Consider the following 18,423-nt stretch of genomic DNA (forward strand, 5'->3'; position numbering starts at 1 on the left):
CTCTTCACACAGAACGGGCGGCCCCGTTGCCGGGGCCACCGTTGAAATCAACCGGCCTTCAGTTCCACAGGCCGATTTTTTCCAGTTCCTGCTTGAAGTTTTCGCGGGTGATCAGCGTCACGTCGTCCATGGCGGTGTATTTCGGCGGCTCTTTGCCGGTGGTGACCCACTCGTACATCATGCTGGCGGTGTTGTAGCCCTCGATGTGCGGGCTTGGCAGCATCGAACCGAAGAAGCCGCTGTTAGGCTTTTTCAACTCGCCGATGGCGTCGGTGCCATTGATGCCGATACCGATCACGTTCGCCGCGGTAAATCCGGCGGCTTCCGTGGCACGCACGCCGCCGAGCACGGTGTTGTCGTTCATGCCGCCGATGATCAGGTTTTTCGCCGCGCCTGGCAGTTTCACCAGCGCCGAGTTGGTGGCGTCCATGCTGCCTGGCACGTCAAGCGTCTTGAGGGCCGAGAACAGGATGTGATCCTTCGGCATGCCAGCGTCTTCCAGCGCTTTGACCGAACCGTCAGTGCGTTTCTTGCCGGTGTCGAGTTCGTTGTAGGTATTGATCACCGCGTAAGTGTCTTTCCACTCCCAGCCGCGTTTTTTCGCTTCCGTGGCCATGGCGGCGCCTTGCTTCTGGCCGACTTCAAAGGCGGCCATGCCGAGGTACGGCACCTCTTCCATGAACTTGCCGCTGGCATCGACAAAGCGGTCATCCACAGCAATCACTTTCAGACCGTTGAGCTTGGCCTTGGCCATGATTGCCGGGCCGAGCGACACGTCCGGCGGGCAAATCACGAAGCCCTTGGCGCCGTTGGCCGCCAGGCTGTCGATGGCCGACAGGGTTTTCTCACCGTCCGGCACGGCAATCTTGATCAGGGTAAAGCCCTTGTCCTTACCGGCCTTTTCCGCGAAGGCCCATTCCGTCTGGAACCAGGGCTCTTCCGCTTGTTTGACCAGAAATCCGATTTTCACCTCTTCAGCCGCCAGCAGCGTGCTGCTCAGGCTGACCGCCGAAACCGCCAGGGCGGCACAGCACAGGGTTCGGATGGCATGACGACGATTCATAAGCTGACTCCTTGTTATTTTTCTTGAGCGTTCTTTGAAAAACAAAAAGCGGTGTAACCATACTGCCAATAGTCATATCGTATGATGATTGGATTTTAGTCGTAGTAATGCGCCTGAAATCCCGATCTCTCAGTCGTGGTACATCACCGAGCGACCACCATCGATGGTGATGCAGGAAGCGTTGATGAACGGTGCTTCATCACTGGCCAGGAACACGGCAGTCATGGCCACTTCAATCGGCTGGCCGATACGCTTTGGCGGATGCAGGTCCAAGGCGCGCTGACGCTCGGCGTGTGGGTCGGGAAAACCGTTCCAGTAGTCGAGGTTCAGTTGAGTTTCGATGTAACCCGGGGCGATGGCGTTGACGCGGATGCCTTTCGGCGCGTACTCGATTCCCAGGGCGCGGGTCAGGCCGAGCAAGCCATGTTTGGCGACCGGGTAGGGAAAGCAGCCCGGGATGATGTGAGAGGAATGAGTGGACGCGATGTTGATGATGCTGCCGACTCCCTGCTCGATCATCTGCGGCAACACAGCCTTGCAACCGTACCAGGCGCCATCAAGGTCGATGGCGAAGCAGCGGCGCCAGTCTTCTTCGGTCATTTCCAACGGGTCACGGAACACGTTGACCCCGGCGCAGTTGACCAGCACGTCGATCCGCCCGTGACGTTCGACCGCCAGTCTGGCCATGGCATGCAAGTCCTGCTGCTGCGCAACGTCGGCTTTGATCGCCTGCACGTCGGCACCCTGGTCTCGCCAGTAAGCGGCAACGGCTTCGACTTTCTCAGCCTGGATATCACTGATAATCAACTTGGCCTGCTGCGACGCAAAGGACGCAACGATCGCCTCACCGATGCCTTGGGCAGCACCGGTCAGCAATACGACTTTGTTTTTCAGGCGTTCGCCCTTGGGCGGTTTGGGCGCCTCTGGCATGGAGAGGGGTTCAGCCATGGATCGCTGCATCACTTCACCTGTTTTGTTTTTTTAAGTGTGAGTGCGTGTAACTGATGGAGCCGACTATAAACCCGGCTCGCAGATAATCTCAATATATATATTTACATCCCATATTTAGGGATTTATCCAGAGAACCGCGTACAAAGCTTTCCTGGCACGTCGACCCGAATCGCCAGAACCGCCCCATCCAGTGGATGCCCAAGCGGGCTGGCAGCGCTGGTGATGTACAAGGTTTTCAAGTCAGCATCGCCAAACACACAACTGGTCGGGCGGCTCACCGGCAGTTCGATCACTCGGTCGACTTTGCCGTCCGGGCTCAGCCTGAGCAGGCAACTGCCATCCCAACGGGCGTTCCAGACAAAACCCTCGACGTCCATCGCTGAGCCATCCGGACCACCGCGGTCATGAGGCCCAAACCACGTCTGGGCCGGCTCAAGGTTGCCGTCGGTACGAATGAAATGTTGATAAAGCGTGTCATCGAGACTGTCGCCGAAATACACGGTGGTGCCGTCATCGCCCCACAGCAGCGTGTTGGGAATGCCCAGCCCGCGCAGCAGTGGCGTCACCCGCGCATCGCGATCGATACGGAACAAGCCGCCCGAGCGGCGCACGATGGGCAAGTCTTCGCCCTGTTCGCCGATGTTGTTTTGCATGGTGCCGAGCCAGAGCCGGCCCTGGGCATCGCAGCGGGCTTCGTTGGCGCGGTTGCCCGGTTGCGGATCTGCAACGCACAACAGCGTTAGCCGTGGGTCCAGCCCCGGGGAGTCCAGATCAAGGCGATACACACCGCTGCTCAAGGTCACCAGTGCATCACCGCTTTCACAGGGGATAAACGCAGAAACGTGTTCCGGCATCTGCCAGATCTGCACGTTGGCGCCGATCAGCCGCAGCGCTTGCTTGCCGGCGATGTCCACCCAGTACAACGCCTGGGTCGGCGCATCCCAGAATGGACCTTCGCCCAGTTGCGCCCGGTGCTCGGTAACCGCGTTCGACGTCATGAAACCTCCTGCTTTCTTATTGTTTTCAGACCGACTTGCTGGCGATGGCGTCCTCCAGGAACACCAGCGCTTCAATCGCAATCGCCAGCAAGCCGGCGCCTACACAGGTTCTTCGTTATTCAGCTGGCCTTTTTGTCGGCCATGACTTGCGGGTAATAGCGCTTGATCGCCAGGTCGGCGTTATCGATCAGGGTCATGCAGGCCCAGACACCCCGCGCGGCATCCCGGGCGGCGATGGCGTCGGCCATGTCTTTGTGAATCGGCAAGGTGCGGCGCAGTTCGTCGGGGTCGGCAGCAGACACTTCGAAGCACACCGCCAACAGCGCGCCGAGGGCCGGGATCATTTGTTCGATAAATTGGTTGTGGCTGGCGGCGAGAATGCACTCGTGGAAAATCTGGTCCGCGCGGTTGTAATCGACTCCGCTTTCCACCGCCCGTTCCAGCGCATTGTAGGCCAGCAGCACGGCTTGCACTTGCTCGGCATCCGCCCGCTCGCAGGCCCAGCGCACGGCCATGGGTTCGATGGTGCGGCGCAGGTCGAGCAAGTCATCGACGAAATTTTCCGGCAAGCCGCTGCGTGACAGCCAGCCCACGACTTGCGGGTCGAAGAGATTCCAGCGCCGCACCGGCAACACCCGGGTGCCGACTTTCGGCCCGACTTCGAGCATGCCCTTGGCGACCAGGGTCTTGATGGCTTCGCGGATGACCGTGCGGCTGACACCGAGCTGCTCGCCAAGATCGGCTTCGACCTTGAGGGTTTCACCGGGCTTGATCTGCCCGGTAGCGATCCAGCAACCCAGCCAGTCGACCGTTGACGCATGAAAACTGCTGGACATGGACACCTCAAAGCCGTTCGCGATGGGTGTCCACGCTAATCATCATATGATTGACTGTCAAATAAAAAAGATCGCAGCCTTCGGCGGCTTCTACGGGAAATGTGCGCTCCTGTAGGTGCTGCCGAAGGCTGCGATCTATTTAGGGCTCAAGCCCGATACGAAAAAACTCACCACCACTCCACACGCCCAACCAACGCTGCCCATCAATCTCGCGGCTCACCGCCAGCTCCACCAGTTGGTAGAACACATTGCGATGGATCAACGCTTCGAGATTGGTCCGCACATGCACATAAGGCGCCGGTTCCTGGGTGTCCGGATCGATCACCACGCGAATCGGGTGCTCGGCCCCGGCTTCGGTGGTTTCGTCGACGTTGGTGGTAAAGCGCAAGACTTGAGCTTCCCCCTCGCCCTCCACATCCACCGCAATCGCCACAAACGGTGCGTCATCGACTTTGATGCCGACCTTTTCAACCGGGGTGATCAGGAAATAATCATCACCGTCGCGGCGAATGATCGTGGAGAACAGCTTGACCATCGGCTTGCGCCCGATCGGCGTGCCCAGGTAATACCAGGTGCCGTCGCGGGCGATCCGCATGTCGATGTCGCCGCAGAAGTCGGGGTTCCACAAGTGGACCGGCGGCAAGCCCTTGGTCTTGGGGATTTGCCCCAACAGGTCGTTGGCTTTTTGCGGGCCACTCATGGCGTACTCCTTGAACTTACTGGTCGCTGAGACCCAACAGGCTGCGAGCATACTGCTCCAGCGGCGGGCCCATCAGGTCTTCGGGTTTTTCGTCGTGGAATGTCAGTAAACCGCCACGACTCTTGATACGTGCAGTATCAATCAAATACTGGGTGCTGGTCTCGATCAACATGATTTGAATCACGCCGGTGTCGACACCCAGGCGATCCAGGGCTTCCTGATCCAGCCATTCATCCGAGTTGCCGATGCGGTCATCGGATTTGGCGAAGCGGGTATAGAGCAGGTAATGGGCACCGACGGCACGGGCTTCGCCCATGGCCTGATCGAGGCCTTCCGGCACGCGCGCGCGGCGGACCATCGGGAAATATTCGATAAAGCCGTCAAACGCGACTTCGGCAATCACGTTTGGCCGCGGGTAAACGGCACTGCCCGGCGGCATGAACGCGCCTTGAGCGATGTAGACGAACGAGTCCGGCTGAATGCGCAGGTTATTCACGCGGCGGCTGTCGCTGTGATCCAGCAGGCCCGCATCGCTCATATGGTAGCGAGTCCCTTCGGCCATATCGCTGACGTTCATGCAGCCACCGAGCGCCAAAACGGCCAGCAGCAAAACCAGGCTACGCATCCTATCCTCCAGAGGCCGGTGACGGAAAACCGGCGAATGGCCGTGGGATGCAGCTTTTAAGCCAGCTCAATCTCTTCGTTGCCTGATGGAATGTAATCGCGGGCAAGCCCGCTCCCACAGGATTGCGCAAACCCTGTGGGAGCGGGCTTGCCCGCGATTGGGATTAATCAGCCGCCGATGATTTTCATGACGGTTGCGCCGCCGGAGAACGCCACTTCCTGCTTGTCGCCCAACGCCTTGACCAGTAGTCGCTGCAACGCCGGCAACGCCTCATGGCGCGGCTTGTCCAGCAGATCACCGACATAGTGGCGATTGCTCGACGACAGACAACCATGCAGCCATCCCGTCGACGAGAGACGCAACCGCGAACAGGTCCGGCAGAACGGCACGCTTTCATTGGCGATCACGCCGAAATGTCCACGTCCTGGAATCTCATAGCGCACCGCCGTCGCATCAACCGGCGCGTTGGCCTGCAAATACTCATAACGCTCGCCGATCAGACTCAGCAACTGCTGAAGACTGACGAACTGTTGAAGAAAGGCATTGGAATCGCTGGCCAAGTGGCCCATGCGCATCAACTCGATGAAGCGCAGTTCGTAACCGCGCTCCAGGCAATAATCGAGCAACGGCATCACCTGATCGAGGTTCTGGCCGCGCAAGGGCACCATGTTGACCTTGATCTTCATGCCGGCCGCGCGTGCCTGGTCCATGCCGTCGAGCACGGTCGCCAGGTCGCCGCCACGGGCAATGCTGCGGAAGGCGCTGGCGTCGAGAGTATCGAGGGAAACGTTGATGCGCCGTATGCCGGCGTCCACCAGCAGCGGCAGTTTCTTCGCCAGCAATTGACCGTTGGTGGTCAGGCTGATGTCTTGCAGGCCCATCTGCCCGACCGCAGTCATGAAGGTTTCGAGTTTTGGACTGACCAGCGGTTCGCCACCGGTGATGCGCAAACGCTCGATGCCGGCCGCTTCGATCAGATAGGCCACACCGCGCGCCATGGCCTCGGCCGACAGTTCATCCTGCGCAGCCACCAGCCGCTTGCCGTTGGGCACGCAGTAGGTACAGGCGTAATTGCAGGCTGAGGTCAGGCTGACTCGCAAATTGCGAAAACGCCTGCCTTGACGGTCAACGATCATGGCCACTCCGGCGAAAGGATATTCGGATTGCTAAAACTTGACTCACAAATCAAGTTTTAGCAAGTCCCATGCCTGAGTATATTCCTGCGGTACTGCCCCATGTAGCGAAATCATGGGGCAATAAGGCGGCTGAATGATTCAGCTGCTCGGGGTGTCGGTGTCGCGCTTGCGCTTGTTGCCCATGCGCACGCCGATGTCCATCAGGAACTGGAAGAAACCTTCCTGATCTTCCAGCACATTGCTCCAGAACGGCGAGTGATACAGCGCAACCGCACCGTGCACCAGCGCCCAGGACGCGCAGTAGTGGAAATACGGCGGCACGTCTTCAAGCTTGCCTTCGCTGATCCGGCCCTTGATCAGCAAGGTCAGGCGTTCGAAGTTCGAGGCGCGGATCTTGTGCAACTCCTCGATCATCTCCGGTACCTGGTTGCCCTTGACCACCTTTTCTTCCAGGCGATCGAACAAACGATAACGTTGCGGATCGCGCATGCGGAATTCGAAATAGGCGCGGGACAGGGCTTCCTTGTCCTTGTCGACGTCGGCGGAGTGCAGCAGCTCGTTCAAATCGCGCTCGTAATCGAGCATCAGGCGCAGATAGATCTCGGCCTTGGATTTGAAGTGCTTGTAGATCGTGCCTTTGCCGATACCGACGGCATCAGCAATCATCTCGACGGTGACACTGTCTTCACCTTGCTCGAGGAACAGCTTTAGCGCGGTATCGAGAATTTCTTGCTCGCGGCGACGAAACTCACGGACCTTACGAGGTTCTTTATGCATAAGAAAAGGTCTGTAGGGGTCAAAATTCGAAGCCGCGTATTATGCCTAAATTACGCAAAAATGCACGGATCATCCGACCATATCTGTGTTTTCTGGTCATTTCGCGTACGCCGGGAGGTTGATGAGAACACTTCCGAAGCGGGCGTATTCCAAATTTGTTTAAAAACCCGGGTTATCAAACTGGACTGTGCGAAATACTGATCAATACTTGAACTGTCGGCGGGGCATCTCCCCCAAGTGTCACGCCGATATTGGTACCAACGGACCGCGTACCATTGTTTTACTCCTAATGGTCTTAACCCGGATTCACCCCCCAGAACCCGGGTTTTTTTTGCCTGCGATTTAGTGGCCAAAGCCCCGCAGGAAAGGCTTCACGTTGCGATTTCCTTCCAGCGTTACGCCGACGCCCGGACATGCGCCAGGGGAAACAATCGCTTGAAGTTTTCCGTGGTCTGCTCGGCAAATCGCTCGTAGGACTCACCGCGCAACATTGCCAGAAATTCCGCAACTTCCCGCACGTACTGTGGCAGGTTCGGCTTGCCGCGATGCGGGATCGGCGCCAGGTACGGCGAATCGGTTTCCACCAACAGGCGATCGGCCGGCACCTTGCTCGCCACATCGCGCAACGCGTCCGCATTGCGGAACGTGACAATCCCGGACAGAGAAATGTAATAACCCATGTCCAACGCGGCTTTCGCCATGTCCCAGTCTTCGGTGAAGCAATGCAACACGCCTGCCTGAGGCAAAGCCGCTTCACGCAGCAGGTTCAGGGTATCGGTGCGCGCACCACGGGTATGAATGATCACAGGCTTACCGGTCTGCTGCGCGGCTTGCAGGTGCAGCCTGAACGATTGTTGCTGCAACTCGGCCGCTTCGGGTTCGTAGTGATAATCCAGACCGGTTTCACCGATCGCCACGACGCGCGGGTGATTGAGTTCCTGCAACAACCAGTCCAGCGCGGGAGCCGCGCCGGGCTGCACATCCAGCGGGTGCACGCCGACCGAGCAGTCCACGTCGTCATGCTGCTCGGCGAGGGCTTTGACATCGGCGGCGTTGTCGACGCTGACGCCGATACACAGGAAGTGCCCTACCCCGCGCTGGCGAGCCGCATCAAGGGCGGCATCGAGGGAGCCGTCGTGGGCAGCAAGGTCAAGGCGATCGAGGTGGCAATGGGAATCTACGAGCATAAAAATGACTGCAACTTACATCGTATGAGTGGGACGGTCGGACTTCAGTGCTCCGGCCAGATGGGTTTCGATTCGACTGCGTGCGGTGTCGTCACCGTCATTGAACTGTACGCCGACCCCGGCGGCTCGGTTACCCTGCGCGCCTTTGGGGGTGACCCAGGTGACCTTGCCGGCCACCGGGATTTTTTCCGGCTCGTCCATCAGGTGCAGCAGCATGAACACCTCATCGCCCAACTTGTAGCTTTTGTTGGTCGGGATAAACAGGCCGCCGTTCTTGATGAACGGCATGTAGGCGGCGTAAAGCACCGACTTGTCCTTGATGGTGAGGGACAAAATGCCGTTGCGTGGCCCAGGGCTTGCGGGTTCATTCATGCTGACCTCCACTGCTGATGCACAGAGTCTAGGCGCAGACGGTCACCTCTGGGTAGGCAAGGATGCCCATTGCACCAGCAGGGCTTCCAGCAGCAATACCCGATTGAGGTTGGCTTTGCTCAATACTTTCTGGCGCTGGGCTAGGATCCAGTCCTGGATATTCAGGACTTTGTCCTGGCCGGTTTTTTGCGCGAGATATTGAATCACCTTGCGCATGTCCATCAGGCCCAGGCCTTCCTCATCCTGGGTCAACTGATAGCGCAGGATCAGGCTCGACCAGTCGCAGAACCAGTCGAACAGCAACAAGAGCGGGATCGCATTCCAGCACTCGGCCAGTTGCGTCGGGGATTGCTGCTGCTTGAGTAACTTCTTCACGCCTTCGACCACTTGCGCGCGCTGTTCGCGAACACCTTGGGCTTGCAGGTTGACGGCGGCCAGGGGCGAGCCAGCAGCCAACGTCAGCAATTCGACCCGCTCTTCTTCCGAACAGTCGGGCAAGGCCTTGGCCAGCCACGCCTGGCTCATGGCCGCGCTTGGCAGCGGACAGGCCTGCTGCACGCAGCGACTCTTGATCGTCGGCAACAGACGGCTGGGTTGATGGCTGACCAACAGCAACACCGTGTCGCCGGAGGGCTCTTCAAGGCTTTTGAGCAAGGCGTTGGCTGCGTTGATGTTCATCGACTCGACCGGCTCGATCAGCACCACTTTGCGTCCGCCCAACTGGGCGGTCTGCACCACGAAACTGACCAGATCGCGAACCTGATCGACCTTGATCGCCTTGTCCGCTTCTTCCGGTTCCAGGATGTAGTTATCGGGGTGGCTGCCAGCCTTGAGCAACAGGCAGGATTTGCATTCGCCACAGGCATCCTGCGCGGTCGGACGCTGGCACAGCAGGCTGGCCATCAAGCGTTCGGCCAGCGCCCGCTTGCCGATCCCGGCCGGGCCATGCAGCAAATAGGCATGAGCGTGCTGAGTGCGACCGGCCAGTTGCTGCCAAAGGCTGTCCTGCCACGGATAGGCTTCAGCCACGGGTCAGCTCCAGCAGACGTGGCAGCAAGGCATCCAGCGCCTGCTGAACCTGCGCCAGCGGTTGCGCGGCATCGACCAGCACATAGCGCGCCGGCTCCGCCGCTGCGCGCGTGAGAAAAGCATTACGCACGGCGTCGAAAAACGTCCGGCCCTCAAGCTCGAAACGATCCAGCCGTCCGCGTGCGCTGGCGCGGGCCAGGCCGACTCCCACCGGCAGATCGAAGATCAGCGTCAGGTCGGGGCGCAGATCACCTTGCACGAAGGTTTCCAGCGCCGCGATCCGCGCCAGTGACAAGCCACGGCCGCCACCTTGATAGGCATAGGTCGAGTCTTGTTTTTGAATGTTAGAAAAGGTAAACACAATGATATACTTTGTACCAGATAAAAATGTAAACCCCAAAAACCCCAGAATTCAGGTGTCCCCGAGGAGTTTCTATATGAAAAAAATCCTAGGCCTAGCTGCCAAAGCGCGCTCAGGCAAAGATACGGCCGCCTCGCTGCTACTTGCTAACCCTGGGGTAGCTGCCTTCGCCCTCGCTGACCCACTGAAACGTGGCTGCCAAGCCCTATTCGCCCTGACAGATGCCGAGACTTGGGATGATACCGTAAAGGAGACGCAACTGGCTGCTTGGGGCCAATCCCCTCGTGAGTTCTATCAGCGGGTAGGCACTGAGTGGATGCGCGGCCGTGACCCGCTGCATTGGCTCAAACGTGCCGACATGGAGATCAACGGTATTGCAGGCCGTCCTGATAGCTCCCCCGCCCCGCACGCCCAAGATCCCAACAGCGCCTCCGACCCTGATGCGCCTTTCATCAAAGCCGTCAGCGCCATCTTCGCCCTGCCCGACCGCTTTTGGGGCGCTGACCTTTGTAACAATGTTGATGAGTATTGGAAGATCTCGCCAAACGAGATGCTCATGATCTTGAAAGCCATGACTTTCCGGGACTTCCCCGACTTCAATGCTCAGCGAGCCCAGCACATCCAGGACACTCTGGAAAAACAGCGTATCCAAACCTCCGACAATAAAACCACATTCAACGCTCCAGTCTTTGATGCGAAAGACAAAGAAGTAATCATCATCAAAGATATACGCTTTGAGAACGAAGCACATTTCATTCGCCTCCTGAACGGCGAAATCTGGCACATCATCCGTGACAATGTCGAGTCCGTTAAAACGCACTCTTCCGAAGCAGGGATCAAGGTCAAACCGGAGGATACCGTTATTCACAACAATGGCACCTTGGAAAATTACACGTCGGCAATCGAACATGCTTGGGCCAGTCTTCAGGCCAAGCTAACCGCCGAAAAGCAAAACAATGAGACTTTAGAAACAAACGGCAAAGCAGCCAATAACGACACTCGCACATAAAACAGGAAACCAAACAACTGAAAAAACCAAAACAGCCGCGAGCCTATTGACTAAGGACTTTCCACCTTGACCGCTTTTGAAGTTCCTGTTGCAGGAACACACGACCTTGCCCCTACAACTGACTCACTACCTATCGAGTGCACATATCAGTCGCACCCATTTTATAACAAAGAAAAACCCATCTGCCTGGCATTGAATCTGGTTTTTATTAAATATGCTGCTAGTCACCGGCGGATTTCTGGCTACTCACTCCGCCAGTCGGTGATTCTTTTTTTTGATTTTGCACACGACTACAACAGTCGCAACCCAGGTGCACTAAAGCTGGCACACCTGACTGACCTCACCGCAGAGGTCTTTATGGGTTTCCACAACTATCTACTTAAAAACAATGAGAAAGGCATCAATGCTTCTAGGCTGAAGACAGCGATTAAATACGTTGGCAAGCTTTCAGATCTCTTACCCAACTTAATGTTGCCACCAGTTCCTCGCCCTCCCAAGCAGGTGAACCAGCCGTTCACTGATGACGCGTATGACGACTTGGTGACGGCCCTGAAAACCCACGCCGACATTATGTATAAAAAGTTGGAGTTCCGAGAGGCTGTGCATGCTGCGCAACCCTATGAATACCAGCAGATCCGTGATACCTATACCCCCAAATACTCCAAGGCCAATATCTTCGAGTGGGCACAGGATAAGCTGGAGCGCAATAAGAAGCTCACCAGCAGTAACTTGTACTTCAAGCTCAAGCACGCTACCGATCCTGAGTTGAGATCCTTGCTGGATGTACCTAACACCCTGGCTGCCTTTAGGAAAATGTTCGAGGCGCGCGAGGAATGTTATCGGTTTGCGAGGCCAGTCAATCCATTTGATGAAAACAGTCTATGGCACTGGAATCCCGATGATGCCAGATCGCTAAAGACCCTGCTTGAAAACGGCTATCCGTTTGATGTCTCCTTAGACGAAATCGCGCACCATTTCTCCGCAAAGAAGCTTTTATCGCTATCAGACTGCGAAGACATCGTTCAGCTCATGTTATTTCGGTGGAACCGATTGGGCGACGTGCGGCTTATTCGCTATCCGCTGAAGCCCTGGGACGACCTGCTGGCCCTGTATTACCCGAGCATGATGGACATGGCCTGCATCATTGTCTTCATCATGCTGCAGAGCAACTGGAACAAGGAAACCGTGCTCGCCGTAGACGAGAAAAACTGCGAACACCCTCTGACCGGCGCCATGTCCGAAGCCCAGGTTCTGCTCCACTCCGAGAAGAATCGCTCACAAGGGTTGGACAAGCCCTATTACGCTCCCAAGGACATTGTGGCGGTGAGTAGCAAAACTGACCGCTACTCCAGCTACAACTTGATCCAGCTTGCTACCGCCTTGTCGGAGCCATTGTTGCCCTATGAATATGACGTCATTCCAACAGGTCAGGAAAACCTGATCTACAACAAGCTATTCCTCTGCATACGCTATTACTCGGTGTGGGCTACACGGGGCGGCAGGCATACGTCCGCCACTAATAGCAAAGCATTCTTGCGTGGCATCAAGGATTTTTTCATCGCCTACCCGGTGTACGAAAACGGCACGCGGCTGACGAGTGCGAAGCAGCTCACCAAACGCTTGCGCCCCACGTGGTCGTTGTTCCAGCGCAAAGTCAAAGGCGCGGGACTTGGCCTGCTGGCAATGCAGATGGGACATCAGAACACCACCACCACTGACGTGCACTATGACAGCTCTGGAGCCGCCGTTCAGGAGCGTATGCAACGCCTACGCTCCGAGCTTGAGGAAATCATGGAACTGTTCCTGCAGGGCCGCTGGGTGGGCATGCTGGGCACAAAAAAGCCGGAAACTCCGGTTCAGCTTCCTTTGAAGATTTTCCACATTCCAGGCATGGAGAAAGCACTTTGGGGGTGTGACAACCAACGCCAGCCCACATGGCCAGGGGCAGATGTGGAGGTCAAGCCTGGGGATCGGTGCTATTCGATTCGAAACTGCCTGTTCTGCAAGCGAATCAATCTGTATGAGGACTCACTCCCGTATCTGATTGAGCGACGCATTCATGTCGTCGAGCTTATTGAAGAGCGTCCGGAGAATGAATCTGAGTTCAGCGATACGCTTGATTCCGAGCTGTCGGTTTTGAACTACGTACTGAACAACTGGGACGAGCAGGACAAGGTCGTAGAAGCCGCTCGCTACCAGCGCGCCCAGCAGCGCAAGAACATCCCGCTGCTCCCACGCGACCTGACGTTTTTGCAGCTGATTTTTGAAGATGAGGACATGGAATGAACATCGATAAGAAGCCTCTGCACGACCCTAACTCGACGCTCGCCCACTCGAACGAGCAGCGAGATGTCATTCAGGTGATGGCTGACCCGTTGCCGCTGGCAGAGTCTCTCTCTCAATCATTGCAAGCGCCTATTACGCCTGCGCACGCACTGGATGGCGAAGTGATGGGCATGAATGGGGTCACCGTGGGCGCCCCCAACCTGAATTTCGAATCCCAGGCTGAACCAAGACTCGACGCGCAATTCAAACTTCATTCCGAAACACGCCTTGAATCTAATGACTTGGGCGGCTCTCACGTAAGCGGCCTTGATGCTCTTGGCAAAAGATTCGCGCAAGCAGGAGAAGCTGGGAGCGCTCAAGAAACAGGGAATGCGAAAAAGTCCAAGAAGGCCAGTAAAGCCAGTAAAGCCAAGCAGGCTGACGACGACTTGGAGGACGCTGACTATAGCGATGAGTCAGATTTCGACGACCTGGATGAGCTACAGGATGAGCTTCAAACCCAATTCAATAGCGACCTAGAAGAAGTAGCTGAGGCAGAGCTGTCAGCGCTCATGGCAGAGACCGGCGGCACCCTGGTTCAGCGCTTGAGCACGTTGAGGATCAAGCTTGAGGAATTCCCGGACGGCGCATTCCCCATCTCGGAGCACTCGCTTTACTGCGATGACACCTGGGTGTTGTTCATCAACCGGTACGGCACGCAGAAAAAGGTTCCTTTCACGGGACTTACACCACCCCTGATTGCCCTGAAGAAGGCCCTAATCTATTACACGATTCCGGAGTTTGCACCTTTCGGTACAATCCGCAGTTATAGCACCACGACATGGCAAGCGAGCCTGTTTTTCCTGCTGGAGCGCTATATTTTCACAAATAACTTCTTAGCTGGGGATGCCCAGTCCATCGCAATGATCAATGCGCGCATTCTCAACGGGGCGTTAAATGAAGCGAAGAATACCGCGTCCAGCATGCGCCATTACCTGTCGCTGTTCTATCTGATCCGGCTCTGGGGATCACTCAGCACACAGGGACTGATGCCAGAGGGTTTAGCACTTAAGGTCGATATGCGTGCGGTTGATAATGCCGAGCGATGGAAAGATCTGATGCAGTTCTCGGGGTCGATGGGCACTTGGAAACCGTTCTCCGAAGAAGATCTGGGCACATTGGTCACGCACGCTCTTTTCTGGACTAGGCAAGCCCTGCCACGGCTCCTTAAGCTCGTAGACTTTGTCAAAGAGAATAAAATTGATGAGAAGACAAAATCCGCGATCACTCGTTATAAGGAGGATTTAGAAATTGAGCGACAGTTCAATATCGTTATAGATGGCCAAGTCATCGTGGCTGCAAGTAAGAACAAATACTTTTACAAATACGAGAACATCAATTCTTTCAAAGCCTTTGTATACAACTGGATCAACTCTTACTCTGCTGCCATAGATAACGTCCGCAATGCGATCTATGTGCTGTTGGCGCTCGTCACAGGGTTGAGAGTGAGCGAGATGCGAGCGTTGTGCTTTGATGACATCATAAAGGACGGCGACGGTAACTACACTTTGCGCGTTACTCGCTTCAAGACCAGTGAGGATCCAAACTTCCACGGTGACGTCGATTACCTTCCTATTCCTAAATATGTAGGCGAGCGGATTGAGGATTTGAAGAAACTACGCAGCGTCTACACCATGATCGGCCAAGGGTACCTGTTCCAGAGCTGCAAAGGCCGCCGCGTGGTCAACAAGCCGACAGCACACATGCTGCAGCAGGTGACCCGAGAGCTTGAAGAGGCGACGGGCATCGACCGGATTCATACCCACCGGTTCCGAAAGACTATCGCACAGATTCTGATCAACCGGAGCGAACGTAACATCGACATCATCCGGCACTTGTTCGGGCACAAAAGCTATTCGATGACGCTCCAGTACATTGGCCGCAACCCCTATCTCGTTCGCAGCGTCGCACAAGCGATCGAGCAGAATTACACGGCAGAGTTCACGGAACTGATCAATGCGCTCACAACCAGTGCTTCTTCGGGTGCTAGCGCTGATCGCCTCCTCGAACGTGTGCGTGCACGGCCCGAGGCGTTCCAGGGGACACGGCTGCAGGTAACGATCTTCATATACATCTCCAACCTGCTTTCTGCCGGTGAACCACTCTTTATTCACCGGACAGCGGTGGGTAGCTACTGCCTGAGTACCGAAACCTATTCCTCCCCTAACCTGCCACCTTGCCTGGCGGCTCGCCAGGGCGCTGTGACGAACGCTCTGCCTGACCCGATTTGGTGTGACGTTTCTTGCGAGCACGCCGTGGTGGTTGAAAAGGCTCGCGTCGCCATGGAGGATAATGTGAGGTTCTACGCCAACATGCTTGAGAATGCCTCCGACACCCTGAGTGAACGCGCCAAGAAGATGCTGCGTGACAAGATCGCGGGCAACACGTCGCACCTTGTACGGCTACGTAAAGACCCAGAGCTCATCCCAGCGGTGCAGGTGAATGCATGACAACCGTCGACACACGTGCTCGGTTGATCGAACTCATCAAGGAGCACCAGCTTGAGCACGGGCTTACCAAGCTCGCGATCAAGGAGCTTTCGAGCCGGGCGGGAATCACCCGCCAGTCCTTCAATCGCTTCTATGACGATCTGAAGCCCTACACCCTGGGGACATCGATTCTCGATCTTTTGAACGAGGACAGTGATTCTGCCATGGCCTTCCTTGAGAAGCGCGACCGGGAAGTCGCGACGCTCCAAGAGGAGATAAAGCGGTTGAAAGCCCAGCATAAAAAGGAGCTGGAACACGCATCGACCAAGCACATCACGTCGCTGATGAACAACGACATCATTGCCTTCAATGCCATGGAGGTGAATTCACTGCTGACGACCCAGAGCCTTCACAATGAGTCTCTCAAAAGCAAACTCCGGCAGATGGAGCTTGGTAACACCAAGCTGCAAATGGACGCTGCAGCCTCAGCATTGACCGAACCAGCTCAGGAAGCACAGACAACCACTCCCAAGGATGCCAAGAATTTTCTGACCCTCGCTCTCAACCTTGAGAAAGCGTGCACCGCCTACCACAGGGACAAAAACTTCGATCATTTTGAAGATGTCAAGGAAGCTGAAATCAAGAAGATCATCGAGACGCTGAACCGTTTTCCAGATCCCAGCCAGATCGAGCTGCACATCTTCCAAGAGAGGTATATCTCAAGCTTCCAGAAACTCTCTGACACGCTTCCCGCACAGGAGGGGAAACTGACAGTGGTTGCACAGGTGCCCTGGTACGGCCAGGAGGACTTGGGTGTTTTCTTGAGTGAGCTCAAGCCCGTACATCGGATCACCATCCACGTGCCCTTCAGCAGTTCGGAAGCGATCGTTGCTGCCAAGCGAAAATTCGATTTCAGGGAGATACCTGAAGATGAGTTCCTGGATGCAACAAAAGCCAAGATGCCTCAAATCACCTGGGGTTTTGATGAAGTACGAGTCTTTCGGGTAAGGCGCGGCGACTGATGCTCAACATCGATAAAAAACTGATTTCGTACACCAGCGCCCTTCTGGAGCTTCCGGTTGAACACTACGTTCTGACAGCACACACCAAGCCCAAATTGATGTTGCTGAGCGTCCCAAACCTGTACCTGTACGAACAGACACGGCAGTCGGAGCAGACATCAAGGCGCTACGCAGGCGTCATTGCGATGTTCTATAGATTCCTGTCTACCCGCCAGAAGTACAAATCATTGAGCCCTGGTGACTATCACGTTATCACCACCAACCTGGACATCCAGCTGTGGCAGATGGAACGGCAAAGCGTCCGTGTCAGCAAGGACAGTGACCATCCGACGACTGCGACCACCTTTGAGGACGCCAAGATCGTGCAGGCGTTTTTTGCCTGGGTGGTGAAATCAGGTTTCACTACCAACGTGAAAATTCATCTGGAGACTTGGGTCGCCAATTTCAAACAAGACAGGGTGCTTACTTACGTCAAGCGTAGGGCTCGGGTGAGGATCGATTCCGACCCAATCCGCGTCCTGGATAGGCGCGCCCATCAGAAACGCCCCAAGTCGCTCATCACCAACAAGGATATCAAAACGCTCCTCAAGACCTACCCCGATAAGGTGTACGCCGTTTTGTTTAACTTCGCCTTGGCGACAGCGATCCGACCGATGGAGCTGTGCCAGTTCCCCTACCTCGGCAAAGGCAAGAACCGACATATCCTCCCCTATTCTGAACTCCCCAAGGATCAGGGTGCCTTCGAGTACGAAATTCTTGGGAAGGGAAAAAAGCTGCGAACGATCAAGATCCCCGCCTACGCCCTAAAGGATATATACGACACCTATACCTCGTCCGAGTACCCCGCCCGCAAGAAAAAATACAAGGCGAAGTACGGGAAGGCTTGCCCTCCTTCGATTCTTTTCTTGAATGCTGAAGGCGACCCGGTTGATGAGAGCATGATCGCAAGTGCCACGAACTACGCGTGCGGAATCGCCCACAAAAGAGACCCAACCTTCCGCAAGAGCAATAATTTTTACCAGTCACGCCACTGGTGGCCCACCGTGATGATGGCGCAACATCATGGGAAGAAATTATTAACCCCGGCTGCCGATGTAATTGATGCTGCTTTTGTGCAGGTGCTTACCAACCAAATGGGCCACTCTGATCCGATCACCACCTACAAGCACTACCTCGATCTGGCCCGCTCACTGGTAATGGCCAAAGGCGGCCACGTGCATGAAATCATTACCGAGGACTTCAATATCAACGCTCAGCTTGAAGTCTTCGGATGATCCATGACGCTCCCCATCCATGAGATCATCGATTTGACCTTCCTCACGACGGTGGTTTTTTTTGCTGCAAATGGAAGCGGCAAGACTCCATTGATGCAGTGACCCGGTTCCACCAAGATACGTTTCTTCGTCATCAGCGTAGGCTAAGAGGTCATGGGCGAAGAACGCCTCAAACCCGCGCAGAGCTATGACATCCTCATCCTTAAGCTCATAAAATCCTTCTGCTGCCAGCAATTTTTTCACCATCAACGGGAATAGCCAACTGCCGAACAACAAATTGTGCCGTTGCCAAATAGGAAGTGCTGACGCCCTTCAAAGGCCTTGTCCGG

At 55.9% G+C, this 18,423-nt stretch carries 17 protein-coding genes and 1 pseudogene; 5 read left to right on the top strand and 13 right to left on the bottom strand.

Annotated elements, in window-relative coordinates; all coding sequences use genetic code 11:
- Positions 1–58 precede the first annotated feature (58 nt).
- From KHO07_RS20615 to KHO07_RS20670, 12 genes and pseudogenes are all read right to left on the bottom strand, one after another.
- On the bottom strand, positions 59–1,063 hold the full coding sequence (locus KHO07_RS20615; RefSeq protein ID WP_150732349.1) for a substrate-binding domain-containing protein: 1,005 nt from the start codon (positions 1,061–1,063) through the stop codon (positions 59–61).
- A 129-nt stretch (positions 1,064–1,192) separates the two neighbouring features.
- Complete coding sequence (locus KHO07_RS20620; protein ID WP_212625358.1) at positions 1,193–2,011, bottom strand: SDR family oxidoreductase; 819 nt, start codon at positions 2,009–2,011, stop codon at positions 1,193–1,195.
- 125 nt (positions 2,012–2,136) lie between these two features.
- Positions 2,137–3,012: an SMP-30/gluconolactonase/LRE family protein gene (locus tag KHO07_RS20625; RefSeq protein WP_150732348.1), complete on the bottom strand. Its 876-nt coding sequence runs from the start codon at positions 3,010–3,012 to the stop codon at positions 2,137–2,139.
- A 119-nt stretch (positions 3,013–3,131) separates the two neighbouring features.
- Entirely contained in the window at positions 3,132–3,848 is a 717-nt protein-coding gene (locus KHO07_RS20630) for a FadR/GntR family transcriptional regulator (protein ID WP_212625359.1), read from the bottom strand.
- Between the two features lie 139 nt (positions 3,849–3,987).
- Positions 3,988–4,548, bottom strand: coding sequence for a DUF1285 domain-containing protein (locus KHO07_RS20635; RefSeq protein ID WP_150732346.1), 561 nt, complete (start codon positions 4,546–4,548; stop codon positions 3,988–3,990).
- 16 nt (positions 4,549–4,564) lie between these two features.
- Entirely contained in the window at positions 4,565–5,173 is a 609-nt protein-coding gene (locus KHO07_RS20640; RefSeq protein ID WP_075947403.1) for a DUF4823 domain-containing protein, read from the bottom strand.
- Between the two features lie 167 nt (positions 5,174–5,340).
- Complete coding sequence (locus KHO07_RS20645) at positions 5,341–6,309, bottom strand: radical SAM protein (RefSeq protein WP_150732345.1); 969 nt, start codon at positions 6,307–6,309, stop codon at positions 5,341–5,343.
- Positions 6,310–6,447: 138 nt separating this feature from the next.
- Positions 6,448–7,086, bottom strand: coding sequence for a TetR/AcrR family transcriptional regulator (locus tag KHO07_RS20650; RefSeq protein ID WP_034149949.1), 639 nt, complete (start codon positions 7,084–7,086; stop codon positions 6,448–6,450).
- 395 nt (positions 7,087–7,481) lie between these two features.
- A complete protein-coding gene (locus KHO07_RS20655) occupies positions 7,482–8,273 on the bottom strand; it encodes a TatD family hydrolase (RefSeq protein WP_212625360.1) in 792 nt (263 codons plus the stop codon).
- Between the two features lie 15 nt (positions 8,274–8,288).
- A complete protein-coding gene (locus KHO07_RS20660) occupies positions 8,289–8,645 on the bottom strand; it encodes a PilZ domain-containing protein (protein WP_212625361.1) in 357 nt (118 codons plus the stop codon).
- Between the two features lie 42 nt (positions 8,646–8,687).
- A complete protein-coding gene (locus KHO07_RS20665) occupies positions 8,688–9,674 on the bottom strand; it encodes a DNA polymerase III subunit delta' (RefSeq protein WP_212625362.1) in 987 nt (328 codons plus the stop codon).
- A pseudogene (locus KHO07_RS20670) lies at positions 9,667–10,005 on the bottom strand (dTMP kinase); the annotation flags it as partial. The gene KHO07_RS20665 and the pseudogene KHO07_RS20670, both read right to left, overlap by 8 nt.
- 106 nt (positions 10,006–10,111) lie before the next feature.
- Here KHO07_RS20670 and KHO07_RS20675 point away from each other — a divergent pair.
- From KHO07_RS20675 to KHO07_RS20695, 5 genes are all read left to right on the top strand, one after another.
- On the top strand, positions 10,112–11,044 hold the full coding sequence (locus tag KHO07_RS20675) for a deoxynucleotide monophosphate kinase (RefSeq protein WP_212625363.1): 933 nt from the start codon (positions 10,112–10,114) through the stop codon (positions 11,042–11,044).
- Positions 11,045–11,110: 66 nt separating this feature from the next.
- Positions 11,111–13,330, top strand: coding sequence for a hypothetical protein (locus tag KHO07_RS20680; protein ID WP_212625364.1), 2,220 nt, complete (start codon positions 11,111–11,113; stop codon positions 13,328–13,330).
- Positions 13,327–15,819, top strand: coding sequence for a tyrosine-type recombinase/integrase (locus KHO07_RS20685; protein WP_212625365.1), 2,493 nt, complete (start codon positions 13,327–13,329; stop codon positions 15,817–15,819). The genes KHO07_RS20680 and KHO07_RS20685 overlap by 4 nt, the downstream gene beginning before the upstream one ends.
- Positions 15,816–16,820, top strand: coding sequence for a hypothetical protein (locus tag KHO07_RS20690; RefSeq protein WP_212625366.1), 1,005 nt, complete (start codon positions 15,816–15,818; stop codon positions 16,818–16,820). Before KHO07_RS20685 ends, KHO07_RS20690 begins: the two co-directional genes overlap by 4 nt.
- Positions 16,820–18,094 carry a hypothetical protein gene (locus KHO07_RS20695; protein WP_212625367.1) on the top strand — a complete coding sequence of 425 codons (1,275 nt, stop codon included), beginning with the start codon at positions 16,820–16,822 and terminating at the stop codon, positions 18,092–18,094. Before KHO07_RS20690 ends, KHO07_RS20695 begins: the two co-directional genes overlap by 1 nt.
- On the opposite strand, the gene KHO07_RS20700 is transcribed toward KHO07_RS20695, so the two are convergent.
- Positions 18,008–18,367 carry a hypothetical protein gene (locus tag KHO07_RS20700; RefSeq protein ID WP_212625368.1) on the bottom strand — a complete coding sequence of 120 codons (360 nt, stop codon included), beginning with the start codon at positions 18,365–18,367 and terminating at the stop codon, positions 18,008–18,010. The genes KHO07_RS20695 and KHO07_RS20700 overlap by 87 nt on opposite strands.
- Positions 18,368–18,423: the final 56 nt, after the last annotated feature.

The organism is Pseudomonas sp. PP3 (genome assembly GCF_905336995.1).
Taxonomy (GTDB): domain Bacteria; phylum Pseudomonadota; class Gammaproteobacteria; order Pseudomonadales; family Pseudomonadaceae; genus Aquipseudomonas; species Aquipseudomonas reinekei.

Coding starts and splice junctions, on each gene's coding strand:
- KHO07_RS20615 (WP_150732349.1), bottom strand. CDS start 1,063: ATGAATCGTCGTCATGCCATCCGAACCCTGTGCTGTGCCGCCCTGGCG.
- KHO07_RS20620 (WP_212625358.1), bottom strand. CDS start 2,011: ATGGCTGAACCCCTCTCCATGCCAGAGGCGCCCAAACCGCCCAAGGGC.
- KHO07_RS20625 (WP_150732348.1), bottom strand. CDS start 3,012: ATGACGTCGAACGCGGTTACCGAGCACCGGGCGCAACTGGGCGAAGGT.
- KHO07_RS20630 (WP_212625359.1), bottom strand. CDS start 3,848: ATGTCCAGCAGTTTTCATGCGTCAACGGTCGACTGGCTGGGTTGCTGG.
- KHO07_RS20635 (WP_150732346.1), bottom strand. CDS start 4,548: ATGAGTGGCCCGCAAAAAGCCAACGACCTGTTGGGGCAAATCCCCAAG.
- KHO07_RS20640 (WP_075947403.1), bottom strand. CDS start 5,173: ATGCGTAGCCTGGTTTTGCTGCTGGCCGTTTTGGCGCTCGGTGGCTGC.
- KHO07_RS20645 (WP_150732345.1), bottom strand. CDS start 6,309: ATGATCGTTGACCGTCAAGGCAGGCGTTTTCGCAATTTGCGAGTCAGC.
- KHO07_RS20650 (WP_034149949.1), bottom strand. CDS start 7,086: ATGCATAAAGAACCTCGTAAGGTCCGTGAGTTTCGTCGCCGCGAGCAA.
- KHO07_RS20655 (WP_212625360.1), bottom strand. CDS start 8,273: ATGCTCGTAGATTCCCATTGCCACCTCGATCGCCTTGACCTTGCTGCC.
- KHO07_RS20660 (WP_212625361.1), bottom strand. CDS start 8,645: ATGAATGAACCCGCAAGCCCTGGGCCACGCAACGGCATTTTGTCCCTC.
- KHO07_RS20675 (WP_212625363.1), top strand. CDS start 10,112: ATGAAAAAAATCCTAGGCCTAGCTGCCAAAGCGCGCTCAGGCAAAGAT.
- KHO07_RS20685 (WP_212625365.1), top strand. CDS start 13,327: ATGAACATCGATAAGAAGCCTCTGCACGACCCTAACTCGACGCTCGCC.
- KHO07_RS20690 (WP_212625366.1), top strand. CDS start 15,816: ATGACAACCGTCGACACACGTGCTCGGTTGATCGAACTCATCAAGGAG.
- KHO07_RS20695 (WP_212625367.1), top strand. CDS start 16,820: ATGCTCAACATCGATAAAAAACTGATTTCGTACACCAGCGCCCTTCTG.